At 38.7% G+C, this 23,483-nt stretch carries 23 protein-coding genes; 21 read left to right on the top strand and 2 right to left on the bottom strand.

Annotation, left to right across the window (positions count from 1 at the left end; genetic code table 11):
- A partial coding sequence (locus tag VLZ86_RS03415; protein ID WP_325448741.1) for a hypothetical protein occupies positions 1-314 on the bottom strand: 314 nt, incomplete at its 3' end.
- A 647-nt stretch (positions 315-961) separates the two neighbouring features.
- On the opposite strand from VLZ86_RS03415, the gene VLZ86_RS03420 reads away from it, so the two are divergent.
- The 21 genes from VLZ86_RS03420 (at position 962) to VLZ86_RS03520 (ending at position 20,949) form a co-directional block, all read left to right on the top strand.
- Positions 962-1,720 (top strand): glucose 1-dehydrogenase, encoded by a 759-nt coding sequence (locus VLZ86_RS03420; protein ID WP_325448743.1) that lies wholly within the window; start codon positions 962-964, stop codon positions 1,718-1,720.
- Between the two features lie 452 nt (positions 1,721-2,172).
- Positions 2,173-3,690 carry a catalase gene (locus VLZ86_RS03425; protein WP_325448744.1) on the top strand — a complete coding sequence of 506 codons (1,518 nt, stop codon included), beginning with the start codon at positions 2,173-2,175 and terminating at the stop codon, positions 3,688-3,690.
- A 180-nt stretch (positions 3,691-3,870) separates the two neighbouring features.
- Entirely contained in the window at positions 3,871-4,347 is a 477-nt protein-coding gene (locus VLZ86_RS03430) for a DIP1984 family protein (RefSeq protein WP_325448746.1), read from the top strand.
- Positions 4,348-4,613: 266 nt separating this feature from the next.
- Entirely contained in the window at positions 4,614-5,171 is a 558-nt protein-coding gene (locus VLZ86_RS03435; RefSeq protein ID WP_325448748.1) for an NAD(P)H-dependent oxidoreductase, read from the top strand.
- Between the two features lie 122 nt (positions 5,172-5,293).
- Positions 5,294-5,863 (top strand): YceI family protein, encoded by a 570-nt coding sequence (locus tag VLZ86_RS03440; protein WP_325448750.1) that lies wholly within the window; start codon positions 5,294-5,296, stop codon positions 5,861-5,863.
- Positions 5,864-5,879: 16 nt separating this feature from the next.
- Entirely contained in the window at positions 5,880-6,266 is a 387-nt protein-coding gene (locus tag VLZ86_RS03445; RefSeq protein ID WP_325448752.1) for a nuclear transport factor 2 family protein, read from the top strand.
- A 126-nt stretch (positions 6,267-6,392) separates the two neighbouring features.
- Positions 6,393-7,328: a ClpXP adapter SpxH family protein gene (locus tag VLZ86_RS03450; RefSeq protein WP_325448754.1), complete on the top strand. Its 936-nt coding sequence runs from the start codon at positions 6,393-6,395 to the stop codon at positions 7,326-7,328.
- Between the two features lie 107 nt (positions 7,329-7,435).
- Positions 7,436-7,909: a Dps family protein gene (locus tag VLZ86_RS03455; protein ID WP_325448756.1), complete on the top strand. Its 474-nt coding sequence runs from the start codon at positions 7,436-7,438 to the stop codon at positions 7,907-7,909.
- Positions 7,910-8,168: 259 nt separating this feature from the next.
- Positions 8,169-8,474: a ribosome hibernation-promoting factor, HPF/YfiA family gene (hpf, locus tag VLZ86_RS03460; RefSeq protein ID WP_325448759.1), complete on the top strand. Its 306-nt coding sequence runs from the start codon at positions 8,169-8,171 to the stop codon at positions 8,472-8,474.
- Positions 8,475-8,598: 124 nt separating this feature from the next.
- Entirely contained in the window at positions 8,599-9,207 is a 609-nt protein-coding gene (locus tag VLZ86_RS03465) for a trimeric intracellular cation channel family protein (RefSeq protein WP_325448761.1), read from the top strand.
- Between the two features lie 48 nt (positions 9,208-9,255).
- Positions 9,256-10,140, top strand: a complete 885-nt coding sequence (locus tag VLZ86_RS03470; RefSeq protein ID WP_325448763.1) for a pirin family protein — start codon at positions 9,256-9,258, stop codon at positions 10,138-10,140.
- 141 nt (positions 10,141-10,281) lie between these two features.
- On the top strand, positions 10,282-11,400 hold the full coding sequence (locus tag VLZ86_RS03475) for a helix-turn-helix domain-containing protein (RefSeq protein ID WP_325448765.1): 1,119 nt from the start codon (positions 10,282-10,284) through the stop codon (positions 11,398-11,400).
- A gap of 182 nt (positions 11,401-11,582) precedes the next feature.
- Entirely contained in the window at positions 11,583-12,200 is a 618-nt protein-coding gene (locus tag VLZ86_RS03480; protein ID WP_325448767.1) for a DUF6448 family protein, read from the top strand.
- A 137-nt stretch (positions 12,201-12,337) separates the two neighbouring features.
- The gene (locus tag VLZ86_RS03485; protein ID WP_325448769.1) at positions 12,338-12,568 is read left to right on the top strand and encodes a heavy-metal-associated domain-containing protein; all 231 of its coding nucleotides are present in this window, start codon (positions 12,338-12,340) and stop codon (positions 12,566-12,568) included.
- Positions 12,569-12,586: 18 nt separating this feature from the next.
- Positions 12,587-14,506, top strand: a complete 1,920-nt coding sequence (locus VLZ86_RS03490; RefSeq protein WP_325448771.1) for a cation-translocating P-type ATPase — start codon at positions 12,587-12,589, stop codon at positions 14,504-14,506.
- Between the two features lie 302 nt (positions 14,507-14,808).
- Positions 14,809-15,744 (top strand): ring-cleaving dioxygenase, encoded by a 936-nt coding sequence (locus VLZ86_RS03495; protein ID WP_325448773.1) that lies wholly within the window; start codon positions 14,809-14,811, stop codon positions 15,742-15,744.
- Entirely contained in the window at positions 15,744-16,373 is a 630-nt protein-coding gene (locus VLZ86_RS03500; RefSeq protein WP_325448775.1) for an alpha/beta hydrolase, read from the top strand. Before VLZ86_RS03495 ends, VLZ86_RS03500 begins: the two co-directional genes overlap by 1 nt.
- The gene (locus VLZ86_RS03505) at positions 16,373-16,744 is read left to right on the top strand and encodes a hypothetical protein (protein WP_325448777.1); all 372 of its coding nucleotides are present in this window, start codon (positions 16,373-16,375) and stop codon (positions 16,742-16,744) included. Before VLZ86_RS03500 ends, VLZ86_RS03505 begins: the two co-directional genes overlap by 1 nt.
- A 400-nt stretch (positions 16,745-17,144) precedes the next feature.
- Positions 17,145-18,392 (top strand): amidohydrolase family protein, encoded by a 1,248-nt coding sequence (locus tag VLZ86_RS03510; protein WP_325448779.1) that lies wholly within the window; start codon positions 17,145-17,147, stop codon positions 18,390-18,392.
- 329 nt (positions 18,393-18,721) lie between these two features.
- A complete protein-coding gene (locus VLZ86_RS03515; protein ID WP_325448781.1) occupies positions 18,722-19,894 on the top strand; it encodes an MFS transporter in 1,173 nt (390 codons plus the stop codon).
- A 323-nt stretch (positions 19,895-20,217) separates the two neighbouring features.
- Positions 20,218-20,949 carry an MgtC/SapB family protein gene (locus VLZ86_RS03520; protein WP_325448783.1) on the top strand — a complete coding sequence of 244 codons (732 nt, stop codon included), beginning with the start codon at positions 20,218-20,220 and terminating at the stop codon, positions 20,947-20,949.
- 57 nt (positions 20,950-21,006) lie between these two features.
- Here the strand turns inward: VLZ86_RS03520 and VLZ86_RS03525 are convergent, their stop codons facing one another.
- Complete coding sequence (locus VLZ86_RS03525) at positions 21,007-23,346, bottom strand: patatin-like phospholipase family protein (RefSeq protein WP_325448785.1); 2,340 nt, start codon at positions 23,344-23,346, stop codon at positions 21,007-21,009.
- Between the last annotated feature and the right edge of the window lie 137 nt (positions 23,347-23,483).

Below are 23,483 nucleotides of genomic sequence, written 5' to 3' on the forward strand. Positions count from 1 at the left end.
ATGATTTCAGGATGGTTCTGTATCACGGTGATCCAATCTTCAGAAGTAAAACTTTGAGACGTAAATTTTCTTCTGTATTTATAATGGTCCTGATTGACTAATTCTTCTATTTTAATGCCCAGGCGATTCGCCAATTCAGTAATTTGAGTCCCGGTCAATGGCGTTTTTAAGAGGTCTACTTTTTCCAAAGGGAGACCATGTGTTTTTGCATAAACCAATGTTTGTTTGCCTCTTTGAGATCTGGAATTATAGAACAGGGTAATTTGCCCATCAGATGTGGATATGACTCCCATATTACTTTTAGATCCTTGCATTTTATATTTTATTTTTGGTGATTGAATTATTCTGTCAAAATCTGCTCTAAAATTTATTATAAAATCCTGTTATATCTTAGGATTTGAATTATTTTGGTCAGTTTACAGCTAAAGTAATGAAATATTCTTAATCTCAAAGCGCCCTTTATCATTACATTTAACCAGCTAATTTCAGCTCAAATCAGGTTCCATTCTTAAGCCAGTTCCCACTCTTTTCTCCTTTAATACATTACTGACCTCAGAAGGATGCCACTCAGGAATTCAGTGACAATGTCCGCAAGATTATTCCAGAAAACGCCTACACCGCTGAGCCCATCAATAAAGTCCAGACATAAAAAAGGGATGAAGCTATTGACATGATACCAAACAAACATGTTCATTTCTTATGATAAAAATTAAGAACTTCAGCATATTCAAACCCAATGACGGGAATAAAGAAGGCGTCTTTTGGATAACTTATATTGAACCAAGACCAATCTCCCATCTTTTTCCTTCAATCTTAACAAATATTTTTCAACCTAGTGACCTAGGTCATTTCATTTGACACCTTAACCAATTATCTTTGAAATCGAAGATTAGCTGATAATCAGTTTATTGTGATGAGCATGATATCTGTAGATATAACTTAACCTTTAAAAATAAAAATTATGAAAAGAGCCGAAAATAAAGTCGTCGTCGTAACAGGTGGTGCATTGGGAATAGGTCGTGAAACGAGTCTTTTGTTAGCAAAACATGGAGCCAAAGTAGCAGTGACTGATATTCTTGACAAAGAAGGTGAGGCCTTGGCTGAAGAGATAAAACAGGCCGGTGGGAAAGCAAAATACTGGCACCTTGATGTCACCAACGAAAAAGAAGTGGAGAACGTTTATGCCGAAGTGGTCAAAGAATTTGGCAAACTAGATGCCACTGTGAATAATGCAGGAATTGCTGGTCCAGACAAACCTTCTTCAGAAGTAACCGAAAAAGAATGGGACCGCGTTATGGACATTAATGTTAAAGGCGTATTCTTTTGTACCAAACACGCCGTTCCACATATGAAAAAAGCAGGCGGTGGTAGTATTGTCAATATTTCTTCCATTTATGGAATCGTTGGTGCAGCAGATTTACCACCATACCATGCTTCAAAAGGAGCCGTTCGGGTCATGTCGAAAACCGATGCCATTCAATATGCAAAAGAAAAGATTAGAGTGAACTCTGTTCATCCAGGATTTATATGGACGCCATTAGTGGAAGAATTAGCTCAAGGCGACCCAGGGTTCCGCAAACACTTGGACAGTCTACATCCTATTGGACATATTGGTGAAGCTATAGATATTGCCTACGGAATTCTATATCTGATATCGGACGAATCTAAATTTACAACTGGAAGTGAATTGGTTATTGATGGAGGCTACACGGCTATCTAAAAAGAATGACCGTCGTTGGTGACAACTTACTTCACCAACATACATTTTAGAACCTGGACAAGAATTTACTGTAAATGTTTTTGATTTCAGGCAGTTCTTGTCTTAGGTTTTTGGAAGGTCATCTTGCCCAATTAAGAAAGTTAATTGAAATAAATAGGATTTCTCACCTCAAATTTCGTTTTGATTTTTAAAAATAACATAAAAAAACCAGGCCTAACTGATCACGGTCATTGCCTATCGTGGAAACATCCTTTATCTTTAATCAAAAGGAGAGGCGAAGAAATGTGGCTCATGACATTCATTAACCGAAGCACAATTAGGCTTTCTGAATGACTTGTACAAATCTATCCTTTCTTACGGTTAAACTGCTGTTAAAAACTTTTAAAGTCCTCGGACAAGTAGCGGAAATATTGTAACTTGATTCGCTGAATAACTAATTTAAAATAAAACCGATGGAAGACAATAACTCAAAACTAACGAGGCAGACCGGAGCACCGGTTTCTGATAATCAAAATGTACTAACCGCAGGGCCGCGCGGTCCCATGTTGATGCAGGATCCGTGGTTTCTTGAAAAAATGGCGAATTTTGACCGAGAGGTAATTCCTGAAAGAAGAATGCACGCAAAGGGTTCTGGTGCTTTTGGAACGTTTACCGTCACGCACGATATTACACAATACACAAAGGCCAAAATTTTCAGCGAAATCGGAAAGAAAACAGACATGTTTGGCCGTTTTTCTACAGTTGCCGGTGAAAGGGGCGCTGCTGATGCCGAAAGAGACATCAGAGGTTTTGCCCTGAAATTTTATACTGAGGAAGGCATTTGGGATTTGGTAGGAAATAATACACCAGTATTTTTCTTTCGGGATCCTATGAAATTTCCAGACTTGAACCATGCTGTAAAGCGTGATCCAAAAACCAACTTGCGAAGTGCCAATAATAACTGGGATTTCTGGACTTTACTTCCAGAATCGTTACATCAGGTCACCATAATCATGAGTGATCGCGGCATTCCAAAAGGGTTTAGAAATATGCACGGTTTTGGCAGCCACACCTACAGCTTTATCAATAAGGAGAATATAAGACATTGGGTAAAATTCCATTTTGTAACGCAACAAGGTATAGAAAACCTGTCCGATGAAGAGGCTATGAAAGTAGTCGGAATGGATAGGGAATCTTCTCAAAGAGATCTATTTGACGCTATTGAAAGAAAGGATTTTCCGAAATGGAAACTATTTATTCAGATTATGACCGAAGAACAGGCAAAAACGTACCGCTTCCATCCTTTTGACTTGACCAAAGTTTGGTCTAAAAAAGATTTCCCACTCATTCCTGTTGGAGAATTTGAGTTGAACAGAAACCCGGAAAACTATTTTCAGGATGTTGAACAAGCAGCTTTCAACCCAACGAACATTGTTCCTGGAATTGGATTTTCTCCAGATAAAATGCTTCAAGGTAGATTGTTTTCTTACGGAGATGCCCAGAGGTATCGTCTTGGTGTCAATCATTTTCAGATTCCCGTAAATAAGCCTACCTGTCCATATCACGCCTTTCATCGCGATGGTACCATGCGCGTAGATGGCAATTATGGCGCTGCAAAGCATTACGAACCAAATAGTTATGGCGAATGGCAAGAGCAACCAGACAAAAAAGAACCACCTTTAGAATTGGATGGCTCCGCTTATGCCTATAATTTCAGGGATGAAGATGAAGATTACTTCACTCAGCCTGGCGATTTGTTCCGCATCATTAAAAAAGATGGCAAAGAACAACTATTGTTCAACAATACCGCAGCACAAGTTGGTGGGGCAGATAAATTTATTCAGATCCGCCATATCAGAAATTGTTACAAAGCGGACCCAGAATATGGAGAAGGCGTGGCAAAAGCACTGGGTTTAACCATGGACGAAGTCAACAGCTTTGACATGACCCCTTATGATAGATGGGCACCCAGACCTACCAACAGAGAGTGAATTAAAGTAATGTATCACACATTGCCATAGATATAGGGATTTTGCATGTTTATGGCAATGTTACGTATATTATCAGTGATACCGTAGGAGATAGTTTTTAAGAATCTCTTAGTTGAGATCCTATTGTTTTAATGCGCTCTAAAGAACCGATACGTGGTCCTTTATGAGTAAAAATAAAAAATGTCAGAATTACCCGTAAAAAATAAGAAGATCAAACTTGCAGAAGGGCTATTACTTAGAGCGGATCTCATGAAGAAAATAGAACATCTTCAAAATAGGATCAGGCCTGTGCTCATTGTATCGGATGATAAGCTTCCGCAGGAAGACCCAAATAAGTTACTTGCGCAACTGAGAAAAGCAATACAGGATTTAGAATCGGTAATCATACGAATCAATAAAACCAATAATGAAACCTCTGTTGAAGGGGAAGGTTCTCTCATGGAAGCACTTGCTAAAAGGGATTCCTTAAAAATGCTTTCTGAGAAACTAAGAAATATTAGATATGCTGCGCAAGTAGATAATAGTGGTGACAACAATCTTAAAACGACTATTGATATTAAAAAGTTACAAAATGAAATGGATCACACTGGAAGGGCATTTAGAGAGATTGACAGTAAAATTCAAGAAATTAATTGGCTCACAGAGTTAAAGGATTAAGCCGAAAGGCGGAATGGTCGGGGCGAGTGCCAGCCCCTTTTTTTGGTGTGGGTTTTCGGGGCAAACTGAAAACTCTACCGCATAGAGCTGCTTGGGTTGCGGCAAGAATGTATTGTTTAGGACCCATTACTGCTTACAAATTACAAGTGTATTAGGTAAAATTTACTACCAGGTACTGACCGATCATTTTTTTAATTAAGTCTAAAAAGTGACTCTTTTTCAAATTAAAAGGTGGAAATAGTTCACGTGAACCTAAAATCAAATTTATGAAAAAACACAAAATCGCAGTTATTGTAGGAAGCCTTCGTAAAGAATCCTTTAATCTAAAAACAGCCAAAGAATTGATGGCAATGGCTCCAGAGTCCTTATTACTTGAACTTTTAGACATATCAGGTCTTCCTATGTTCAATGAAGACCTTGAGGCAACGCCACCCAAAGAATGGGTAGCATTACGGAAGAAAATTAGAGCTGCAGATGGCCTTCTCTTCGCTACACCCGAATATAACCGCTCGGTTCCAGGGGTTTTGAAAAATACGATTGATGTAGGTTCCAGGCCCTATGGAGAAAATTCTTGGAATGGAAAACCAGCGGCCATTGTGAGTGTTTCTACTGGTGCTATTAGTGGTTTTGGAGCCAATCATCACTTAAGACAGTCGTTGACTTTTGTGAATGTTCCGGCCATGGCACAACCAGAAGCCTATATTGGAAATGCTGCCGACCTTTTTGACGATGATGGAAAGTTAATAAACAACTCTACCAAAGACTTCTTAAAAAGCTTCATGGAAGCCTTCGAGAAATGGGTAGATACACATGTGAAGCAGTAGTGTTATTTAAAATAGCATTGCCCACGCGCATGTAAGGCTTTTTAATAGTTTAGAAAATTTCAACTGATGGTGAAAGCCATCAGCAAAAACAATTAATAATTAACATTTAAAAATTAAACACAATGAAAAATCTTATGTCCTTAGTTGCAATACTATTCTTTACGGTAAGTTCCTTTGCACAAACACAATGGAAGGCAGATCCGTACCACTCCTCATTAAATTTCAATATCTCACATTCTGGAATTAGTATAGTGAATGGGAAGTTCTTGGATTATACAGGAAACTTAACCACCAATGGCGAAGCACTGAACGATGCTAGTTTTGATTTTAATGTCAAAGTAAATAGTGTAGATACCAGCGTTGAAAACAGGGATAAACACTTGAGAAGCGCCGATTTTTTTGATGTAGAAAAATTCCCAAATATGACATTTAAAAGCACTAAAATTTTGGCTACGGGGAAACCTAATGAGTATTTACTGTACGGGAAACTGACCATAAAGGATGTTACAAAAGACGTAATATTTGACCTGCATTATGGTGGATCGGTCACCAGCGATCAAGGTCAAAAAATAGGCATGAAGGCCCAAACTACTATCAATAGGTTTGATTACAACATTAATTTTGACCCAGCAGCTGCCGGTGTTGGTAAGGACGTAAACATCATTGTTCATTTACAATTTGCAAAACAATAACCTCAAAATAGAAAACATGAAAAATCCAGCAAGAACAGTTGTAGATAATATGTTCTCTGCATTTAGCAGTGGCGATATAGAAAAATTCGTGGCAACCGTCTCAGACGACACCGTCTGGATTTACCATGGAACGCAACTTATACCTGCTGGAGTTTTTGAAAAGAAAGAAGGTGTAAGAACTTTTTTTACCAATATTCTTGAAAGAACCGAAATCATCAACTTTGAACCACAACAATTTATCGTTGAAGGAAACACAGTGGTGGTTTTGGGTAAAGAACATCAAAGAGTAAAAAGGTCCGGAAGGGAATTAAAACAAAAATGGGTTCAAATATACACCGTTGAAAACGGTTTGATTACTAGAATGGAGGAGTTTGCAACTTCCGAAGAAGTTAAAGTGGACTAGGTAATCATTTTGCAAGTATGTTCTACGATGGCCAATGTGGAAAAACAATTGGTTCAGACAAACTTAGAGCAATACTGACATTGGTTGAGAATCACGGTGCCTACGGGACCGTTAAAAATAAAAAACATGAATAAAGAAGCAATAAAAAACAATCCGCTTTTATGTGACATAGAAACAGGAATGTGCGAAATAACTGATGAAAACTCAGAAACATCAACTAAGAACACGATGCCGTCAACAAAAAAGTCCGTAAAGGTCATTTATTACACGGATCCTATTTGTTCCTCGTGTTGGGGCATAGAACCTCAACTGCGTAAGCTTAAATTGGAATATGGAGATGCCATCGAGTTTGAATATAGAATGGGAGGCTTGCTTCCAGACTGGAACTATAATAGTGGTGGCATTGGCAAACCATCCGACGTCGCATCACACTGGGATGAAGTGAGTGTTCATTATGACATGCCCATTGACGGCGACCTATGGCTGGAAGATCCTTTAGACTCTTCATATCCCCCATCCATCGCTTTTAAAGCAGCACAACTTCAAGACCATGAAAAAGCACTTTTATTCCTTCGTGAAATGAAAGAAATGGTTTTTCTACACAAGAAAAACATTGCAAAGTGGGAATATCTAGAAGTTGCCGCCCAAAAAGTAGGCTTAGATACAGAAAAACTCAAATCCGATGTTGAAAACGAGGCAAAAGCATTGTTTGAAGCAGACTTGAAATTAGGAAGAGAATTGGGCGTAAGAGGCTTTCCTACCCTATTCTTTTTAGATGATACTGGTCAGAAAGAAATCGTTTATGGTACGCGACCTTATGCTTTTTACGAAATGGCCATTTTGAAGCTTAATCCTAATGCTACAAAAAGTGAATACAGTAAAAACTGGGAAACACTATTTTCAATATACCCAACGCTCACCGCAAAAGAGTTTTCTGTACTTTCAGGTGCGCCAAGAAAGGAAAGCGAAAAACAATTAAATGAGCTTGTCGAAAAAGGTAATTTAGAAAAGCATACCACCAAAAATGGTTCTATTTGGAAAATCAAAAATGCCATCCGCTAAATTCTTGATTAAGGAAATGAAGTAGTTGGACCCTTCAGAAGTAAAAATATTGGTTGTTATCAACCGTTGATTAATAAATTAAATTATAAATTTTAAAACTTAAAAAAATGGCAAAATTAAATTCAATTGGATTGGATATACAAAAATCCAAAGTCCTTGCAGAAAAACTTAATGAACTTTTAGCTGATTATTCTGTGTTTTATCAGAACGTTAGAGGCTATCATTGGAACATTAAAGGAGACAAATTCTTCGAACTACACGACAAGTTTCAAGAACTTTACGAAGATTTATTTATAAAAATCGATGAAGTGGCTGAACGTATTCGGACCCTTGGCCATACGCCAAATCACAAGTTTTCGATTTATCAGAAAGAAGCAAAAATCAAAGAAAGTTCTGAAGTGGCTGACGGTATCCAGGACATGAAAGACACTCTTGAATCCTTCAAAATTATCATCATCCTACAACGTGAGATTTTAGATCTTTCGGCCGATGCAGAAGACGAAGGAACCAATGCCCTGATGAGCGATTACATTAGCGAACAAGAAAAATTGGTTTGGATGTACTCAGCATATTTGAAATAATTATTTAAATGCTGTAATGTGCATTTTCATAAAGAAGTTGCATCAAATGGCAATTAAATTAAAAATGCACATTCGTTGAGAAACCTATATCACACCTATGACCATAGGACGTTAGGCGACACATGTTGAAGCAAATTTCTTTTTTATAAAAGTTGAAATAGCTTCATGTTCTCGTCTTACCGTCCTATGTCATATGTGATATGTCACAGCTCCTAGATTTTGCGTGCAATCTAATTTACTAATACTAAAAAATATATTTATGAAATACACAGATAACATTTCCGGAATAAAAATTAATATTGAGGCGGTAGATATTACCATCGGAGACGATGTAAGGGATACTATTGGTAAAGTTATGACGCGCCTGAGTCGGTTTTATGACAGAATAGAATGGGCAGATATCTATTTGGAAGATAAAAAAGATAAAAGTACAAAACAAAAGCAGGTCAGTATCCGATTAGGGATTCCTGGAAACGACCCTTTTGCTTCAGATTATGGCGATGATTTCCATGCGCTATTGACTTCTGTAGAAGATAAACTGCAAAAACAATTGGAAAGGAGATAATATGCTCGGGAAAAGAGGAGATTGAATCCGTCCAGTCCAATTTGTTTTTGATTCAGATCTGGGACAAAATGGGATGTTTACCACATTTTCGTAGTAGATTGCTTAACTCAAAAACCAATTAGGAATGGAATCTCTCAGAATTATTGAAATTGTCGGCACTGCAGCTTTTAGTATTGCAGGAGCATTTGCCGCTATGGAAAAAAAATTGGATGTTTTTGGGGTGTTTATTATTGCTTTTATAACCGCATTGGGTGGCGGTACTTTGCGTGATGTCCTTATTGGCAAAGTTCCAGTCAATTGGATGCTGGACCTGAGTTCGGCGGTAGTGGTGCTGATCAGCACAATTGCGGTCCTATTTTTCAAGAGTGTGATAAAAAATTACCATAACGTATTGTTATTTTTTGATTCTATCGGACTCGGTTTTTTTACGGTGGTTGGTATTCAAACAGGAATTGCACTCGATTTACATCCCATTATCAGTATCTCACTCGGAACAATTACAGCGTGTTTTGGTGGGGTCATAAGAGATGTCTCCTTAAGCAACATTCCACTTATTTTCCAAAAGGAAATTTATGCAACCACGTGTATTTTCGGAGGCATTATTTTTTTCCTTTTGCTCATGTTGGAGGTTCCAAAAATGCCGGTTGAAATTATCTGTCTCGTTTCTATAGTGTTATTTCGATTGTTATCGGTGAAATACCATTGGCATTTGCCAACAATTTACAAACCATAAAAACCATCACAATAAACACTGATTTACCCTAATATTAAATAAGTAAATATGTCAAATATCAAACTGATTATAGAAGAAAGAGCCGCCAACATAGGGAAATTCATGGTTGGGCGGTTATTGCCGTTCAGACAAAAAAGAATGGTAGGACCATTTATTTATATAGACCATATGGGACCTGTTAAATTAAATGAACGAGAAAATTTTGACGTGCTCGCGCATCCTCACATCGGACTTTCAACCCTAACTTTTTTATTTGAAGGTAGCATCATGCACCGAGATACACTTGGCAACGCAGTTGAAATAAAGCCAGGTGCCGTGAATTGGATGACCGCTGGAAAAGGAATTGTTCATTCCGAACGCACTCCCGACTATTTAAGGGATTCTGAATTATTTATGCACGGCTTGCAAATTTGGGTGGCCTTACCAAAAGAATTTGAGTTGATGGATCCTAAATTTTCTCATATTGAGGAAAGTGAAATCCCAAGCTGGACCGAAGGAGATCTTCAGTTTAAATTGGTGGCAGGCGAAGCTTTCGGCAGGAAATCTCCAGTGCCAGTTTTTAGCAAAGTGTTTATGCTGGAGATAAAAAGCAAAACAAGACAGACCGTTAATATTGGCGATGAACTTTTTGGCGAATCGGGGTTATACATTCTTGAAGGCGCCATTGAAAGTGACGGAAATATTTATGAGCCTAAACAGTTGTTAGTGGCAAAAGACAGTACACTTTGTGAATTCACAATTCAGGAACATACCACCATCTATATTTTTGGCGGAGAGCCTTTTGCCGAAGAACGCTTTATTGATTGGAATTTCGTGTCCTCAAGCAAAGAACGCATTGAAGAAGCCAAAGAAAAATGGAAGAATCAATCGTTCCCTAAAATTGAAGGCGAAGAAGATGAATTTATTCCGTATCCTACCTACAATAAAAAATAACCGGGTTATGAGTAAGGCATTTACCAACTCCAAATAGGCCATAACATTATTAATGACTAAAGAAATCCTATGACTATTATAGACCACATAGGGATGGCTTACGGATTTCTAAATTAGATTTATAACAGCAATGACTGGACGATGAAATATATATTATTTATAGCTTCTTTCAACGCATTTTTCTTTTTGGTGCTTCTCCTTCAAAAAAAGCCAAAACTACTGCATGACCGCATCTTTAGTTGCTGGCTTTTTTATTTGGGTACCATCACTGGAATTTATGCCTTTACCATGGATTCGTTTTTTCAAACCCCTCTTTTTTCTAGCGGAATCATTGCATTATTTCTGTTACATGGGCCTTTTCTGTACTTGTACGTTTCTACCCTCACTCACAATAAACAATTTAAACCTAAATACATTTGGCACCTTTTACCCTTCATTGCATTTATTCTATACTTGCTCATTGCGTCAAGTTTTCCAACCTATGCGGCGCGAATTGGAATTGATCATGTTACTGAAGGAACAACCCATCCTCCTATCCTGTTTTTATTCTTCCTTGGCATTACAGCACTATCCGGACCAATTTATTTTGTTCTGGCTCAAAGACAGTTTCGCAAGACGAAAAAATCGATCCTCAATTTTTCTTCAAAGGACATCGAATTGGATTGGTTGGGAAAATTGATTCCTGTCTTTGGAATAATTTGGACCGCATTGATGATTACCGCGATTATTCATCATGTTTTCCAAGTGTTTTCCATGAGTTTTTGTATCAATGGACTCATGTTGTCACTCTCGGCATTTATTATTTTGATTGGGTATTTTGGTCTTAAGCAGATAGGTATTTTTATCAGCAACATCCATGAAGAGTCCATTGAATCTGTTATCGAAACGCCTGCTGCTGCTTCTAAACTAATAGATGACGAACTGGAACAGTGTTATTGTAAAATTGACGACTATTTTAAAGAGGAAAGACCTTATTTAGAACCCGATCTAACTTTACCCAAACTTGCCGAAAGCCTTAATGTTCCGCATCATCACCTGTCTCAGGTCATCAACGAAGTTTATGGTCAAAACTTCTTCGATTTCATTAATAAATATCGGGTTGAAGAGGTGAAAAATAAAATTGTCGATCCCAAATTTCATAACTATTCTTTACTAGGGATTGCTTTCGAAAGTGGATTTAATTCTAAATCGGCCTTCAACCGCGTCTTTAAAAAATTCACGAAAAAAACACCAAGTGAATTTCGGGATTCTCAAAAATAAACCCTGAGCCTGCCTTTCAAACTTCCTAAGATAACTTAGCTCACGTCCTACTTTATAAAGTGGGACGTGTTCTTTTACATATACTAGTGCCAACTTATAAGATAGGTCGCACAGGACTACAGCAATGCCTAGTTTTGTTTACAGAAAATCAAAATAGATTATTAATTCTTAAAACAAATATTATGAAAACTCAGGTAAAAACAACAAGCCCTTTAAATACCAAAAGAGGTTTAAAATTAAAAATGCGATCCATTCTTCTGACATTCACATTTATGCTGGCCAGTATTTCTGGATTCGCACATTGCGACTCGTATGATGGCCCGGTGATCAAGGATGCCTTAAAAGCATTGGATCAAAATAATGTGCAACTGGTTTTAAAGTGGATTGAACCCCAACAAGAAAAGGAGATCATTCCTTTGTTCGATAAAACCTACCGTTTGAAAAATGAGGACAAAGAAGTCTACGCTATCGTTGAGAAACATTTCTTGGAAACCCTCGTAAGATTGCACAGAGAAATGGAAGGCGCACCTTTTACAGGTTTAAAGCCCGCCGGATCGATGACCCCTTTGGTGGAAATGGCCGATAATTCAATCGTCAACAAAAATGTGGAGGATGTAGTAAAAACCGTCACCAATCATTTGGAGCAGGTGCTCAGAGAGCGTTATGCCACCGTAGCAAAACTCAGCAAAACAAAGGATAATTCGGTTGAGCAAGGCCGTGCATATGTACATGCTTATGTCCAATACACCCATACTTTAGAAGCCTTGGAGCACATTTTGCACGGAGAAATTTCGCACTAACGAAGTAATTCCGAGACGTTAAAGAAATTTGACGGATGACAGACAACTGAATGGGATTTGATAACACCCCACCGAAAATGGTCATGGAACCCCTCAACAGATAACAGATAACAGATAACGGATAAAAATCAAGAACAATGAACACTATAAAAGAAATAAAAACCATAAGATTTCAATTGGAAACCCTAACCTGCCCTAGTTGTATTACGAGGATAGAAGGCGTTCTCAACAAAGAACCAGGCGTAGAAAAGGCAAAAGTGCTTTTTAATTCCAGCAAGGTGAAAATAGAATATGATGAAGAAAAAGTTTCTTCCGATCGCTTAGCCGAAGTGATAGAAAAAGTAGGCTTCCCGATAATAACCTCTTAATAAATGGTATAGAAGATTATGAAAGCTAAACAAGTAAATAGAATAATGTATGCAGCAGGAATTTTGCTTCTTGCTGCATTAGCAACCTATATGTTCAAATGGAACAGCCTACTGTTGGATGCTCTTTTAATCACAGCTTCCATAGTCGCCGGAATTCCAACCTTTATAAAAGCTTGGAAAGCCTCACGACTAAAAATGTTCAGTATCGAACTTTTGGTGACCATAGCGGTTGTTGGTGCTTTGATTATTGGAGAGTATGTCGAATCGGCAGCCGTTACTTTCCTGTTCCTTTTTGGGGCTTTTTTAGAAGGACGTTCTTTGGAAAAAGCGCGTGCCTCACTTAAATCCTTGATGGAAATGGCGCCGTTGGAAGCGACGGTAGTCCGCAACGGATTACGCTCGCTTATAATGGCCGACGAGGTTGTTGAAAATGATTTGGTCATCATACAGACAGGAGAAAAAATTCCAATTGATGGCCGAGTGATTTCAGGAAGCGCCTCTGTGAACGAAGCAGCAATTACCGGCGAGTCCATACCCATAAATAAAGTTACGGATGATCAAGTATTCAGCGGGAGTATCTTGGATAGTGGCTATCTGGAGGTCATAGCAGAACATGTTGGTGAGGATACGACATTTGCCAAAATCATCGAATTGGTGGAAGAGGCACAAGAAGGAAAAGCAAAGACCCAACGGTTTTTAGAGAAATTTGCCACCATTTATACGCCGGGAATTATGGTTCTTTCTGTTTTAGTCTGGATGATTACACAGGATGTCCATTTAGCCCTGACCTTTTTAGTCATTGCTTGTCCTGGAGCATTGGTGATTTCTGCACCGGTTTCTATTGTAGCCGGAATTGGGAACGCCGCCCGTAATGGGATTTTGATCAAAGGTGGAGAGGTAATGGAGAATCTGGCAAAACTAAACGCTTTTGTATTTGATAAAACGGGAACATTAACCAAAGGTAAACCTGAAGTAACCGCCATAAAAGGATTTGGTATTCCTGAAGAAGATTTACTACTCATGGCCGCCGAAGCAGAAGTCATCTCAGAACACCACTTGGGAAGAGCCATTGTAAAAGAAGCGGAAAGAACCGGATTGACACTTCAAAATAAACCAACAGAAGTGAAAGTGCTTAAAGGCCGCGGGATTGAAGTCCACTTAAATGGGAAGGCACTCTATATTGGCAATCGAAAAGGAGTTTCAGAAAATGGAATTCATATTGATATTGAAGCGGAATCCTATGCCACCCAACAAGAGAAAGCCGGAAATACGGCCGTTTTTATTGCCGATGACCAAAAGGTTTTGGGAATTATTTCAATTGCTGATGCCATTAGGGAAAAAGCTAAAGACACCATCGATAATCTTAGGGCATCAGGCATTAAACACTTGGTAATGCTCACAGGCGACAATAAACATACCGCGAACATCGTTGGCCAGCAGCTGGGACTGGATCACATATATGCCGAACTGCTTCCCGAAGATAAGGCTCTAAAAGTTAAATCATGTATGGGGAAAGGGATCAACCTCGCAATGCTTGGAGATGGTGTCAACGATGCCCCGGCCATAGCTTCCGCTGATGTGGGAATCGCCATGGGCGTTGCAGGTACTGACATTGCCATGGAGACGGCCGATGTGGTTTTAATGGCCGATAATCTCGATAAATTGACCCATGCGGTCAAGCTTTCCAAAGCCACGGTGCGCAATATGAAACAAAACATGTTTATTGCCATCGGAACGGTCGCCCTGCTATTGGCAGGTGTCCTGACCAAAAATGTCAACCTCGCCTCGGGAATGCTGATTCACGAATTGAGTGTGCTGTTGGTCATTTTAAATGCTATCCGTTTAGTTCGTTTTAAACCTTCCAGTCGCTTTAAGCGTCCTGCTCGTCCAAAGGAAAAGTATGGTTTTGAAATGGCAACCGCTGCTCAGGAATGTTAAGCCACATCACAAGTGCCTCGTTGATATGTGTTGATATGTTGTGAACGAGGCACTTTTATTAAAATACCCGACTCTCCTTAAAAACTAGATTCCAAAACCCTTTTCAGACCTTGTTATAGTCTATCTTTAAACAAGTCTTCCATCTCCAATACAAAATTTAAAAACTTTATGTTGTTGGTACAGAGCGTTGTGGTTATCTTTGTAAATACATCTTTTTAAAAAAAAATATTTTAAATTGATTGGCACCAACCGTATTAGTTATTTAGTGTTTCAATTTTTATAAAAAATTTAATTTAGAAATCATGAACCAGATATTAGGACTCCACCATATTACCGCCATTGCTGGCGATGCCCAACGCAATTACGACTTTTACACCAAATCCCTCGGACTTCGCTTGGTCAAAAAAACCGTTAATTTTGACGATCCTCAAACCTATCATTTCTACTTTGGAGACGAAGTTGGAACTCCTGGCACCATTCTCACCTTCTTCCCATGGACAAATGTCAGACAAGGAAAAAACGGTGCCGGCATGGCTACAGAAATAGGGTATTCCGTACCAAAAGGAAGCTTGGATTTTTGGAAAACCCGTTTTAAAAATCTTAAAATACAGCACGAAGATCTCAGTGAACGGTTCGGAGAAAAACACCTGACGTTCCAAGATCCAGACGGTTTATGGCTCAATTTGATTGAAGCCAAACACCACGATGATCGAAAAGGTTATGAAACCGATGACATTAAAGCCGATGTAGCCATCAAAGGATTCCATACGGTGACCTTGACCTTAAATAATATCACAGCTACCGCCGCAATCCTGACCGAAGTTTTCGGATACAAACAAGTGGAAAAAGAAGGCAATGTAACCCGCTATCAAACCGATGCTGTAGAAAATGCAGCCATGGTAGATTTATTGGAAATGCCACAGGCCCAGAGAGGTTTAAATGCTGGAGGCACCAATCATCATGTCGCCTTTCGGGTGAAAAATGAAGAGATCTTGATGGCATTTAGAGAAAAAATTGTTGCAAGAGGATTACATATCACCGAGAAAATAAATAGAGACTATTTCTTTTCGCTCTATTTCCGTGAGCCAGGAGGCGTGCTATTTGAAATTGCGACGGATAATCCCGGATTTGCAGCGGATGAAACGGTGGAAAATCTAGGAAGTTCGCTCCAATTACCCGATCAATATAAAACGATGCGGGATAGAATTGAAAAAGCACTTCCTAAACTTAACATGTAATGAGAAGACCTATGCACAAGAAAAACATACAAACGGCCGGAAAACCATTAAAGGAAGCCGAAAAAATTTTGATTATGATCCACGGGCGTGGCGCAGATGCCCGCGATATCTTGGGTCTAGCTTCTCATTTTAAAGTGGCAGAATATGCACTACTTGCTCCTGAGGCAACCAACAACACGTGGTACCCCCATTCATTTATGGCCAATCCTGAACAAAATGAACCTTGGCTTTCTTCTGCGCTTGACTTACTAAAAGACCTGGTGAATAATATAATTCAACAAGGGATCACCGCCGACAACATTTACTTCCTAGGTTTTTCACAGGGCGCCTGTTTGACCTTGGAGTTTGTGACGCGCCATGCTCAAAAGTTTGGTGGTGTTGCAGCATTTACCGGTGGATTGATTGGCGACAAAATAAATATGGAGAATTACTCTGGCGATTTTAACGGGACCCCTATTTTTATCGGAACGGGAAATCCAGATCCGCATGTACCAATAGAACGCGTCCACGAAAGTGTTCACATCTTGAAAGAAATGAATGCCAAAGTTTACTTGCAGGTGCATGAGGGCCGACCACATACCATTTCTCCAGATGAGGTGGAGGAAGCCAACCGAGTGATTTTTAATTGATGGTATTAACAAAGTACACCATGATCAGGATTACCAGAGTTTATAGCGATAAAAACGGAGAGAGTCACTTTGAAAATATTGAAATGCCATTAAAAAATGATGGTGAAATCGGGTTTCTCTCTGATAAAATCCCCGCTAAAGACATTGTCTTTAGGACGGTAAAACCTGACTATGATTACGATTTCCATAATGCGCCACAAAAGCAATACATCATTTTACTAGATGGCGAAATTGAGATTGAAACCTCACTGGGCAAAAAAAGAACGTTCAAAGGAGGTGACATCTTGTTAATGGAAGATACCGAAGGTAAAGGCCATAAAACAAGAAATCTCCAGAATATTGAAAGAAGATCTGTATTTATAACACTTTAGAGCTTCTGTAAACTTAGTCACAATCACTAAAGATTCAAAGCTGTGAAGATGGACTTCTACCCCGCACAGCATATATATCCCCACTCCTACTTAATTTTTAAAAAAACTAGTGATGGAGTTTCTCTCTCCCTCCTACTTTTTTTTCTGAACAATCTACTTTACCTCAATTAGGATGGTCTCCTATTGATTGGAGTTTCCCAAATCTTGGGGATTACTAATCCGTCTTTAGTGTTGAATACGTTCTTTCAATAATTTCCGGTTCAGTGACCTAGATCATTTCAAGATTGAAATTATTGCTGTAGATTATCAACAGGCATCTGAAGTTTCTTAATTGAACCGAATCTTGGTTTAACAACTCGGATAATCATAAAAAATAATAACATCATAAAATTTATATAACATGAAAAAAAAGTTTTTTAATGCGAAAATCTATCGCAACGAGAATGCTACCGAAATGATCGTAGAAAATGGGAAAATCACCCAAATCGGAACTAATTTACCAAAATGCGACGAGGAGATTGACCTAGGGGGCAAGCTCGTTTTACCGCCATATGTTGACCCACATTTGCATCTGGACTATGTCTATACCTTATCTGAACTTGGACAAGCGGGAGCGGGTTCAGGAACCTTGTTTGAAGCCATTGAATTATGGCCAAAATTTAAGGAAACGCTTACTGTAGAAAGTGTAAAAAGATTGGCAATGAAGGGCATTAAAGATGAAGTTTCCCAAGGCGTACAACATATCCGTACACATATTGATGTTACAGATCCAAACTTTACCGCATTGAAAGCCATGTTGGAAATGAAGGAAGAATTAAAAGACACCGTTGACATCCAAATTGTAGCTTTCCCGCAAGAAGGCATGTACATGTATAAGGGCGGACTGGAATTAGTCGAAGAAGCGCTTAAAATGGGAGCTGATGTTGTAGGAGGAATTCCACATTATGAACCTGCGAGAGAATTTGGAGAAAAATCTTTACACGATATCGTTCGTCTTGCTTTAAAATACGATAAAATGATTGATGTCCATTGTGATGAAACAGACGACACCCATTCGCGTTTTGTAGAATTATTAAATGCGCTGGTCCTTATGGAGGATTATGGCACCAGAACTACGGCAAGCCATACCTGTTCCTTTGGTTCTGCAGATAATTCCTATGCGTTTAGAATGATGGATTTATTCCAAAAGAGTAAGATGAACTTTATTTCCTGTCCTACTGAAAACGCCTATCTCCAAGGCCGCCAAGATACCTATCCAAAACGCAGAGGATTAACTAGAGTAAAAGAATTTTTAGAATCAGGAATTAATGTTGCTTTTGCACAAGATTCCATTAACGATCCATGGTATCCAATGGGGAATGGGAATATGATGAACATTCTTGACAATGGCATCCATTTGGCTCAAACGATGTCTCCCGAAGAAATAAAAACAAGTTTTGATTTAATTACTTATAACGGCGCCCGTTGTTTAAACATTCATGACACCTATGGTTTGGAAGTAAGAAAAGCTGCAAACTTTATTGTTCTGAATGAATCTACCGTTTATGAGGCGATTCGTAAAAGAGTTGACGTATTGGCATCGGTAAGAAATGGTGAATTCTTGTTCCGTCGTAAGGAAATGGCTTATGATGTACCATTGAGCATCTAAATTGTTTTTAAGTCATTAAGTATACATTAGATTTAGATTACTAAAAATTTAGTTGTGCAGATGTGTATTGTACCACTACTTAACCGCAAAGTTCGCAAAGAAAATGCGCTAGGAACGTAAAGTTTAAACTGATAATTTTACTTTATCATTGCAGCCTTGGCCGAGCGCTTAACGACCTTTGCGGTAAATTATATGGGAACATACTTATTACCAAAAAGTAGAAACCAATGTGGTACAGAATAAGTAAAAGATTCTTTTAATTAGTAACTTTTAGAGTTCAAAAGTATGATAAGTTCACCTCAACTTTCATTTCACTTAAAATAAATTATATGAGCAAACAAAATATTACAGAGCAAGCCAAAAGTGCTTTTCCGTGGCTGATTATGATCTTGATGTCATCCGTTACTTTTGGAGGAATACTTTCTGAGTTGATGCCCTCTGGGGTTCTCCCATTAATGATGGCCGATTTAAATATCAGCGAGGTGCAAACTGGTAATCTTGTGGGTTATTATGCCATAGCGTCTGCTATTTTTGCAATACCACTCATTTCATTGACTATGCAATTCAACCGTAAGTATCTGCTATTGGTTTTGCTCGGCGGGTTTGCCATTTCCAATATTATCGCAGGACTTGTCCATAATTATACGGTTATCATTGTCCTGAGGGTAATTGGTGGAATTTGTGCTGGGGTCATGTGGCCAATGATTGCTGCCTATGGCATGCGATTGGTAGATGAAGAACATCACGGAAAAGCCATCGCCGTAATTATGGCAGGGACCACATTGGGCATTAGTATTGGGATGCCTATAATGACCTCCATTGGAAATGATTATGGCTGGAGAACCGAATTTATAGGTCTTGGGGTGGTTATTATTGCTATTGCGGTGATCAGTTTTTTTGCATTGCCATCAACACCTGGAGAGAAATTGACTAAAAGTTCATCACCATTTGCCCTGCTAAAAATACCGGCAGTTTTAATTGTGCTATTACTTACACTTCTGGGCGTCGTTGCGCATTATGGCGTTTACGTGTACATTACCAGTCTTGTTGATGAAATTCAATTGGCAGGAGGCGTTGAAAGTGCCTTATTGTTTTTTGGAATAGGATCTTTGATTTCGGTATTGTTGGCCATAAAATATACCGATAAATACTTGAGACAGCTTACCATTGCCATGTTCGGGTTGTTGATCATCTCTATGGTCATTTTTCTAATGTTTGGAAGAACAACCGGCATGGGTCATTTTGGATTCTTTTTGTGGGGACTTTCATTTGGTCCTTTGGTCACTTTGTTACAGGCAGCTGTAAGTAGGCAGGTAGAAACCGCCAAAGATGTTGCGACGTCAGTGCAGTCTTCGGTATTTAATTTATCCATTATGATCGCGTCTTCGGCTGCGGGCATGTTACTGGGATTTTACTCTCCAATGAGTTTAGTTTATCTGGCCATTGCATTATCAGTTCCGGGAATTATCATTTCGTTTTTCTCAAAGAAGGCATTAAGTTAACGGAATCAGAAACTTTTAAAAACAAACACCTATTTGGATTTGTCATCTACAACTGATAGGATAGATATGGTCTAGCGTAGCTTCCTTCTTTTCAGCACTATTTTTCAGTTCTGCTGGAAAAGATGTTGTTGCTGTAAATTCATATTTCAATAGGAATGTGATAACGTTTGGTCATTTTTGTTACTTTGAACATAGCGTAAATACATCCCTTATCATTATGTTTGTATTCGGATTTTGGTGTTTAGAATTTAAATAAAACAAGTCGCCAACTTTGAAAGTTGTCTTTAAATAACTTCAGTTATATTAATAAATATAAACATTTTATGGATGGATATGTGGAAATAACCGAATACCTTTTTCGCATAGGCGCTGCATTTTTATTAGGTGGCATCATCGGATTTGAAAGACAATGGCAGCAAAAAGATGCAGGATTGCGGACCAATACATTGGTGGCCATAGGCGCGGCATCCTACGTGCTTTTATCCGTAGACCTTCATAGTCTGGCGGGAGGCGACCCTGGAAGGGTGGCGGCCCAAATAGTAACGGGCATCGGTTTTATTGGTGCTGGCGTGATAATGAAAGACGGATTTGGTGTAAAAGGGCTTAACACAGCAGCAACCATTTGGTGTTCTGCGGCGGTTGGTACCTTGGCAGGGATGGGGTTTATCGTTGAGGCCTTGGTAACGACTATCGCTGTAGTTTTATCACATTTAATTCTAAGACCTGTAAGCGTTAGATTATCAAAACTGTCCGCCTACCGTAAAAATGTTGTTAAAGAAACCTACTATCAAGTCTCCATTCAATGTGCCTTGAATAAAGAAACCAACGTTAGGCTTTGGTTATTAAGCCATATTGAAACTAATGATCAATTATTACTGCGTTCAGTAAATAGGGATGTTTTTCAAACCAATCCAGAAGAGGTTATGATTCAAGTAGAAGTAGCAACCATTGGCAATCAGGAAAATTTATTAGAAACTTTGGTGACCAGTCTGATCATGAAACTGGAAGTTACTCGGGCAGGCTGGAAATTAGTGGGCCAAGAAACTGAGTTTTAGGAGTAATCTTATTTCAGTTTTCTTTTCCATAGGGGTGAAAGAGCAGCCAAAAATCTTCTAATTGGAGCGATTTAAAGGAAAACCTATCCCTATAAAAAACCTTAGTTTATTGGTATCATTGACCCAAGAAACATCAAAGTCTACAGGACCTAGAAGTGACTTATAAGAAAAGGTTGTTCCAATCGAGGCTAAAAAACCAGGTTCTTCATAACTTTTCCATTTTCCGTTAGGTGAAAATGCTTCTTGAATATAATCCTTGAAACTTCCAAAACCTACAGATGCCATTTCTACATGAGGTATAAAAAAGAAATTGCGAACGGTTTTTATTTGAACTCCCAGACCAACTTTTATAAACTGACTGACCGCCAATTCACTTTCCGATAAACCCGAAAAAGTATAATTATCTGTCCTTGGATCTATAATATTTCCGCCCAAAAAGTACTTTGCGCCATAGCCATATGTTGAAAATAGAAGATCATTTTCGTTGCTATGATGTCCAAAAAGAAATCCAGAATTTAGACTGAGCATTCCAGTGAGGCTTGATGTTAAAGGGATCCTTTCTTCCAGCCCTAACTTCAACTTCGTATACCCGCTGATGCTCATGTCCATATTCTCAATATTCGGATCTACAAAGGTCGCTTGAATTCCGCTATGCAATGACTGGCTTAGGACTGCTCTAAGTTGAGTGCCTTTGGAAGGATAGCGTACATCATTTAAATTACTGTATTTAAATTGGGCATAAAACTCATAAGTTGCAAAACTGTACCGCTCTAAACTTAAAATATTATTGTTTAGATTTGGATCTATGGTAGGTTTTAGTTGACTATATTTATATTTCGCTCCAACCCCAGCATGACTTTTTAAGGAACTCAGGTTTCTATTGATTTGATTGTCAAATTCCACATTTTGGAACTTCACATTATCCACATTCTTTCCTTCAATAAAGAGTTTCTGTTCTAACAGTTGCCCAAGCAATTCCGTACGCCACCACCAATCTCTATCCTCACCGAAATTTTTCTGATATTGCAGTCTCGCCTTTGGCTGCTCTGCGATATCTAAGGTTATGATCGTGCGAGACGCATCACCAATTATATTTCGTCCTGTATAATTAGCAATCAGTCCTGCACCTCGATAGCCATCAAAATGCAAAGAACCTTTTAACTGATGTTTCGATTTTTCGACACCTTTTAAAATAAGACCAAATTTACCATCTTCCCTTAAACGTGTAAACTCAATATCTTTAAAGATAGTTGTACCCATGGCCCTGCCCAAAGCGTCTTCAATGTCTTGGGTGGTGTATTTTTGATGTGGCTGTATTGCCGTTCGCGCCTTAACAAGTGCCAAATTAGATTTGCTGATATCCTGATAGACGATGGTATCAAATACGAACTCGGTTTTTGCTTCGGGAAGTTCATGCTGTTTTTGTTTAAAACCTTTCAATCTCTTTGCTAAAGCAACAAAAGCAGGTATTTGCTGATCGGTAGCGATCTTTCCCTCTTTATAAATTTCATTCGCCTTGAAAAAATCAGAGGTCGAATAGGTTAAATTAGGCGCATGATCAATAAGAATATCACATAAGAGACGATTGGCTGGCCGTTTCGTATTACTGTTCATCATACTTCCTTGAAATAGTAAGTCACTAATACTGTTTAGGCTTTCTACAGTTTTAGGATCATCTCCTACATCACTCCCAATGATAATATCTGCACCAAGGTCTTTTGCAATATCAGCCGGAAAATTATTAAGTAAACCGCCATCCACCAAAAGTGTATTGTTATATCTTATTGGCGAAAAGACTCCAGGAATGGACATGCTGGCCCGCATGGCCATAGCAACAGAGCCATAATCTAAGATTACTTCTTTACCATTGAGTATATCTGTGGCCACAGCCCTAAAAGGTATGGGCAAATCATTAAAATCCTCAATCTCATAACTGGGCACAGCAAGAATAGCAATAAATTCTCTTAAATTTTGATCGTTCAGAAGGTATAATCCTGTATTGATATTCCCCTCTTTAAAATCCAATTCAATCAAGTATCTGTTGTACTCGCTCTTTTCTTCTGCACCAACTTGGTCCAGGGATACTTTTCCACCCAATAATTTTTCCCAATTGGCATTTTTTGTAAGACTGGCAATGCTATCGCCAGAATACCCCATGGCATAAAGCCCACCTACAATGCTGCCCATGCTGTTGCCCACAATTAAGTCTGGAACAATATGTAAAGAATCCAATACTTGAAGTGTACGAATATGCGCAACGCCCTTTGCACCTCCTCCACTCAAAACCAACGCTACTTTTGGCTTTGTTTCCTGAGCAAAAGTTACTTGTGACCCTGCGGCGCAAAGAATCAGCACTAACAGATTCCGTAATCTTTGTGATTGTAAAATTTTGACCATGTATAAAACGCAATGAGTATAAAAATAAAGGATTCATATTAATGTCCGCTAAATTAATTGAAAAATCATTTCATTTTCCTCATGAGGTACCAACTTATATTGGAGGTAGCGGGAATATTCCTGTATTTAAAAATTCA

The organism is Gelidibacter sp. (assembly GCF_035515035.1).
Taxonomy (GTDB): Bacteria; Bacteroidota; Bacteroidia; order Flavobacteriales; family Flavobacteriaceae; genus Gelidibacter.

Excerpts from the sequence above, each read along its gene's own strand:
- VLZ86_RS03420 (WP_325448743.1), top strand. The coding sequence starts at position 962 with ATGAAAAGAGCCGAAAATAAAGTCGTCGTCGTAACAGGTGGTGCATTG.
- VLZ86_RS03425 (WP_325448744.1), top strand. The coding sequence starts at position 2,173 with ATGGAAGACAATAACTCAAAACTAACGAGGCAGACCGGAGCACCGGTT.
- VLZ86_RS03430 (WP_325448746.1), top strand. The coding sequence starts at position 3,871 with ATGTCAGAATTACCCGTAAAAAATAAGAAGATCAAACTTGCAGAAGGG.
- VLZ86_RS03435 (WP_325448748.1), top strand. The coding sequence starts at position 4,614 with ATGAAAAAACACAAAATCGCAGTTATTGTAGGAAGCCTTCGTAAAGAA.
- VLZ86_RS03440 (WP_325448750.1), top strand. The coding sequence starts at position 5,294 with ATGAAAAATCTTATGTCCTTAGTTGCAATACTATTCTTTACGGTAAGT.
- VLZ86_RS03445 (WP_325448752.1), top strand. The coding sequence starts at position 5,880 with ATGAAAAATCCAGCAAGAACAGTTGTAGATAATATGTTCTCTGCATTT.
- VLZ86_RS03450 (WP_325448754.1), top strand. The coding sequence starts at position 6,393 with ATGAATAAAGAAGCAATAAAAAACAATCCGCTTTTATGTGACATAGAA.
- VLZ86_RS03455 (WP_325448756.1), top strand. The coding sequence starts at position 7,436 with ATGGCAAAATTAAATTCAATTGGATTGGATATACAAAAATCCAAAGTC.
- hpf (WP_325448759.1), top strand. The coding sequence starts at position 8,169 with ATGAAATACACAGATAACATTTCCGGAATAAAAATTAATATTGAGGCG.
- VLZ86_RS03465 (WP_325448761.1), top strand. The coding sequence starts at position 8,599 with ATGGAATCTCTCAGAATTATTGAAATTGTCGGCACTGCAGCTTTTAGT.
- VLZ86_RS03470 (WP_325448763.1), top strand. The coding sequence starts at position 9,256 with ATGTCAAATATCAAACTGATTATAGAAGAAAGAGCCGCCAACATAGGG.
- VLZ86_RS03475 (WP_325448765.1), top strand. The coding sequence starts at position 10,282 with ATGAAATATATATTATTTATAGCTTCTTTCAACGCATTTTTCTTTTTG.
- VLZ86_RS03480 (WP_325448767.1), top strand. The coding sequence starts at position 11,583 with ATGAAAACTCAGGTAAAAACAACAAGCCCTTTAAATACCAAAAGAGGT.
- VLZ86_RS03485 (WP_325448769.1), top strand. The coding sequence starts at position 12,338 with ATGAACACTATAAAAGAAATAAAAACCATAAGATTTCAATTGGAAACC.
- VLZ86_RS03490 (WP_325448771.1), top strand. The coding sequence starts at position 12,587 with ATGAAAGCTAAACAAGTAAATAGAATAATGTATGCAGCAGGAATTTTG.
- VLZ86_RS03495 (WP_325448773.1), top strand. The coding sequence starts at position 14,809 with ATGAACCAGATATTAGGACTCCACCATATTACCGCCATTGCTGGCGAT.
- VLZ86_RS03500 (WP_325448775.1), top strand. The coding sequence starts at position 15,744 with ATGAGAAGACCTATGCACAAGAAAAACATACAAACGGCCGGAAAACCA.
- VLZ86_RS03505 (WP_325448777.1), top strand. The coding sequence starts at position 16,373 with ATGGTATTAACAAAGTACACCATGATCAGGATTACCAGAGTTTATAGC.
- VLZ86_RS03510 (WP_325448779.1), top strand. The coding sequence starts at position 17,145 with ATGAAAAAAAAGTTTTTTAATGCGAAAATCTATCGCAACGAGAATGCT.
- VLZ86_RS03515 (WP_325448781.1), top strand. The coding sequence starts at position 18,722 with ATGAGCAAACAAAATATTACAGAGCAAGCCAAAAGTGCTTTTCCGTGG.
- VLZ86_RS03520 (WP_325448783.1), top strand. The coding sequence starts at position 20,218 with ATGGATGGATATGTGGAAATAACCGAATACCTTTTTCGCATAGGCGCT.
- VLZ86_RS03525 (WP_325448785.1), bottom strand. The coding sequence starts at position 23,346 with ATGGTCAAAATTTTACAATCACAAAGATTACGGAATCTGTTAGTGCTG.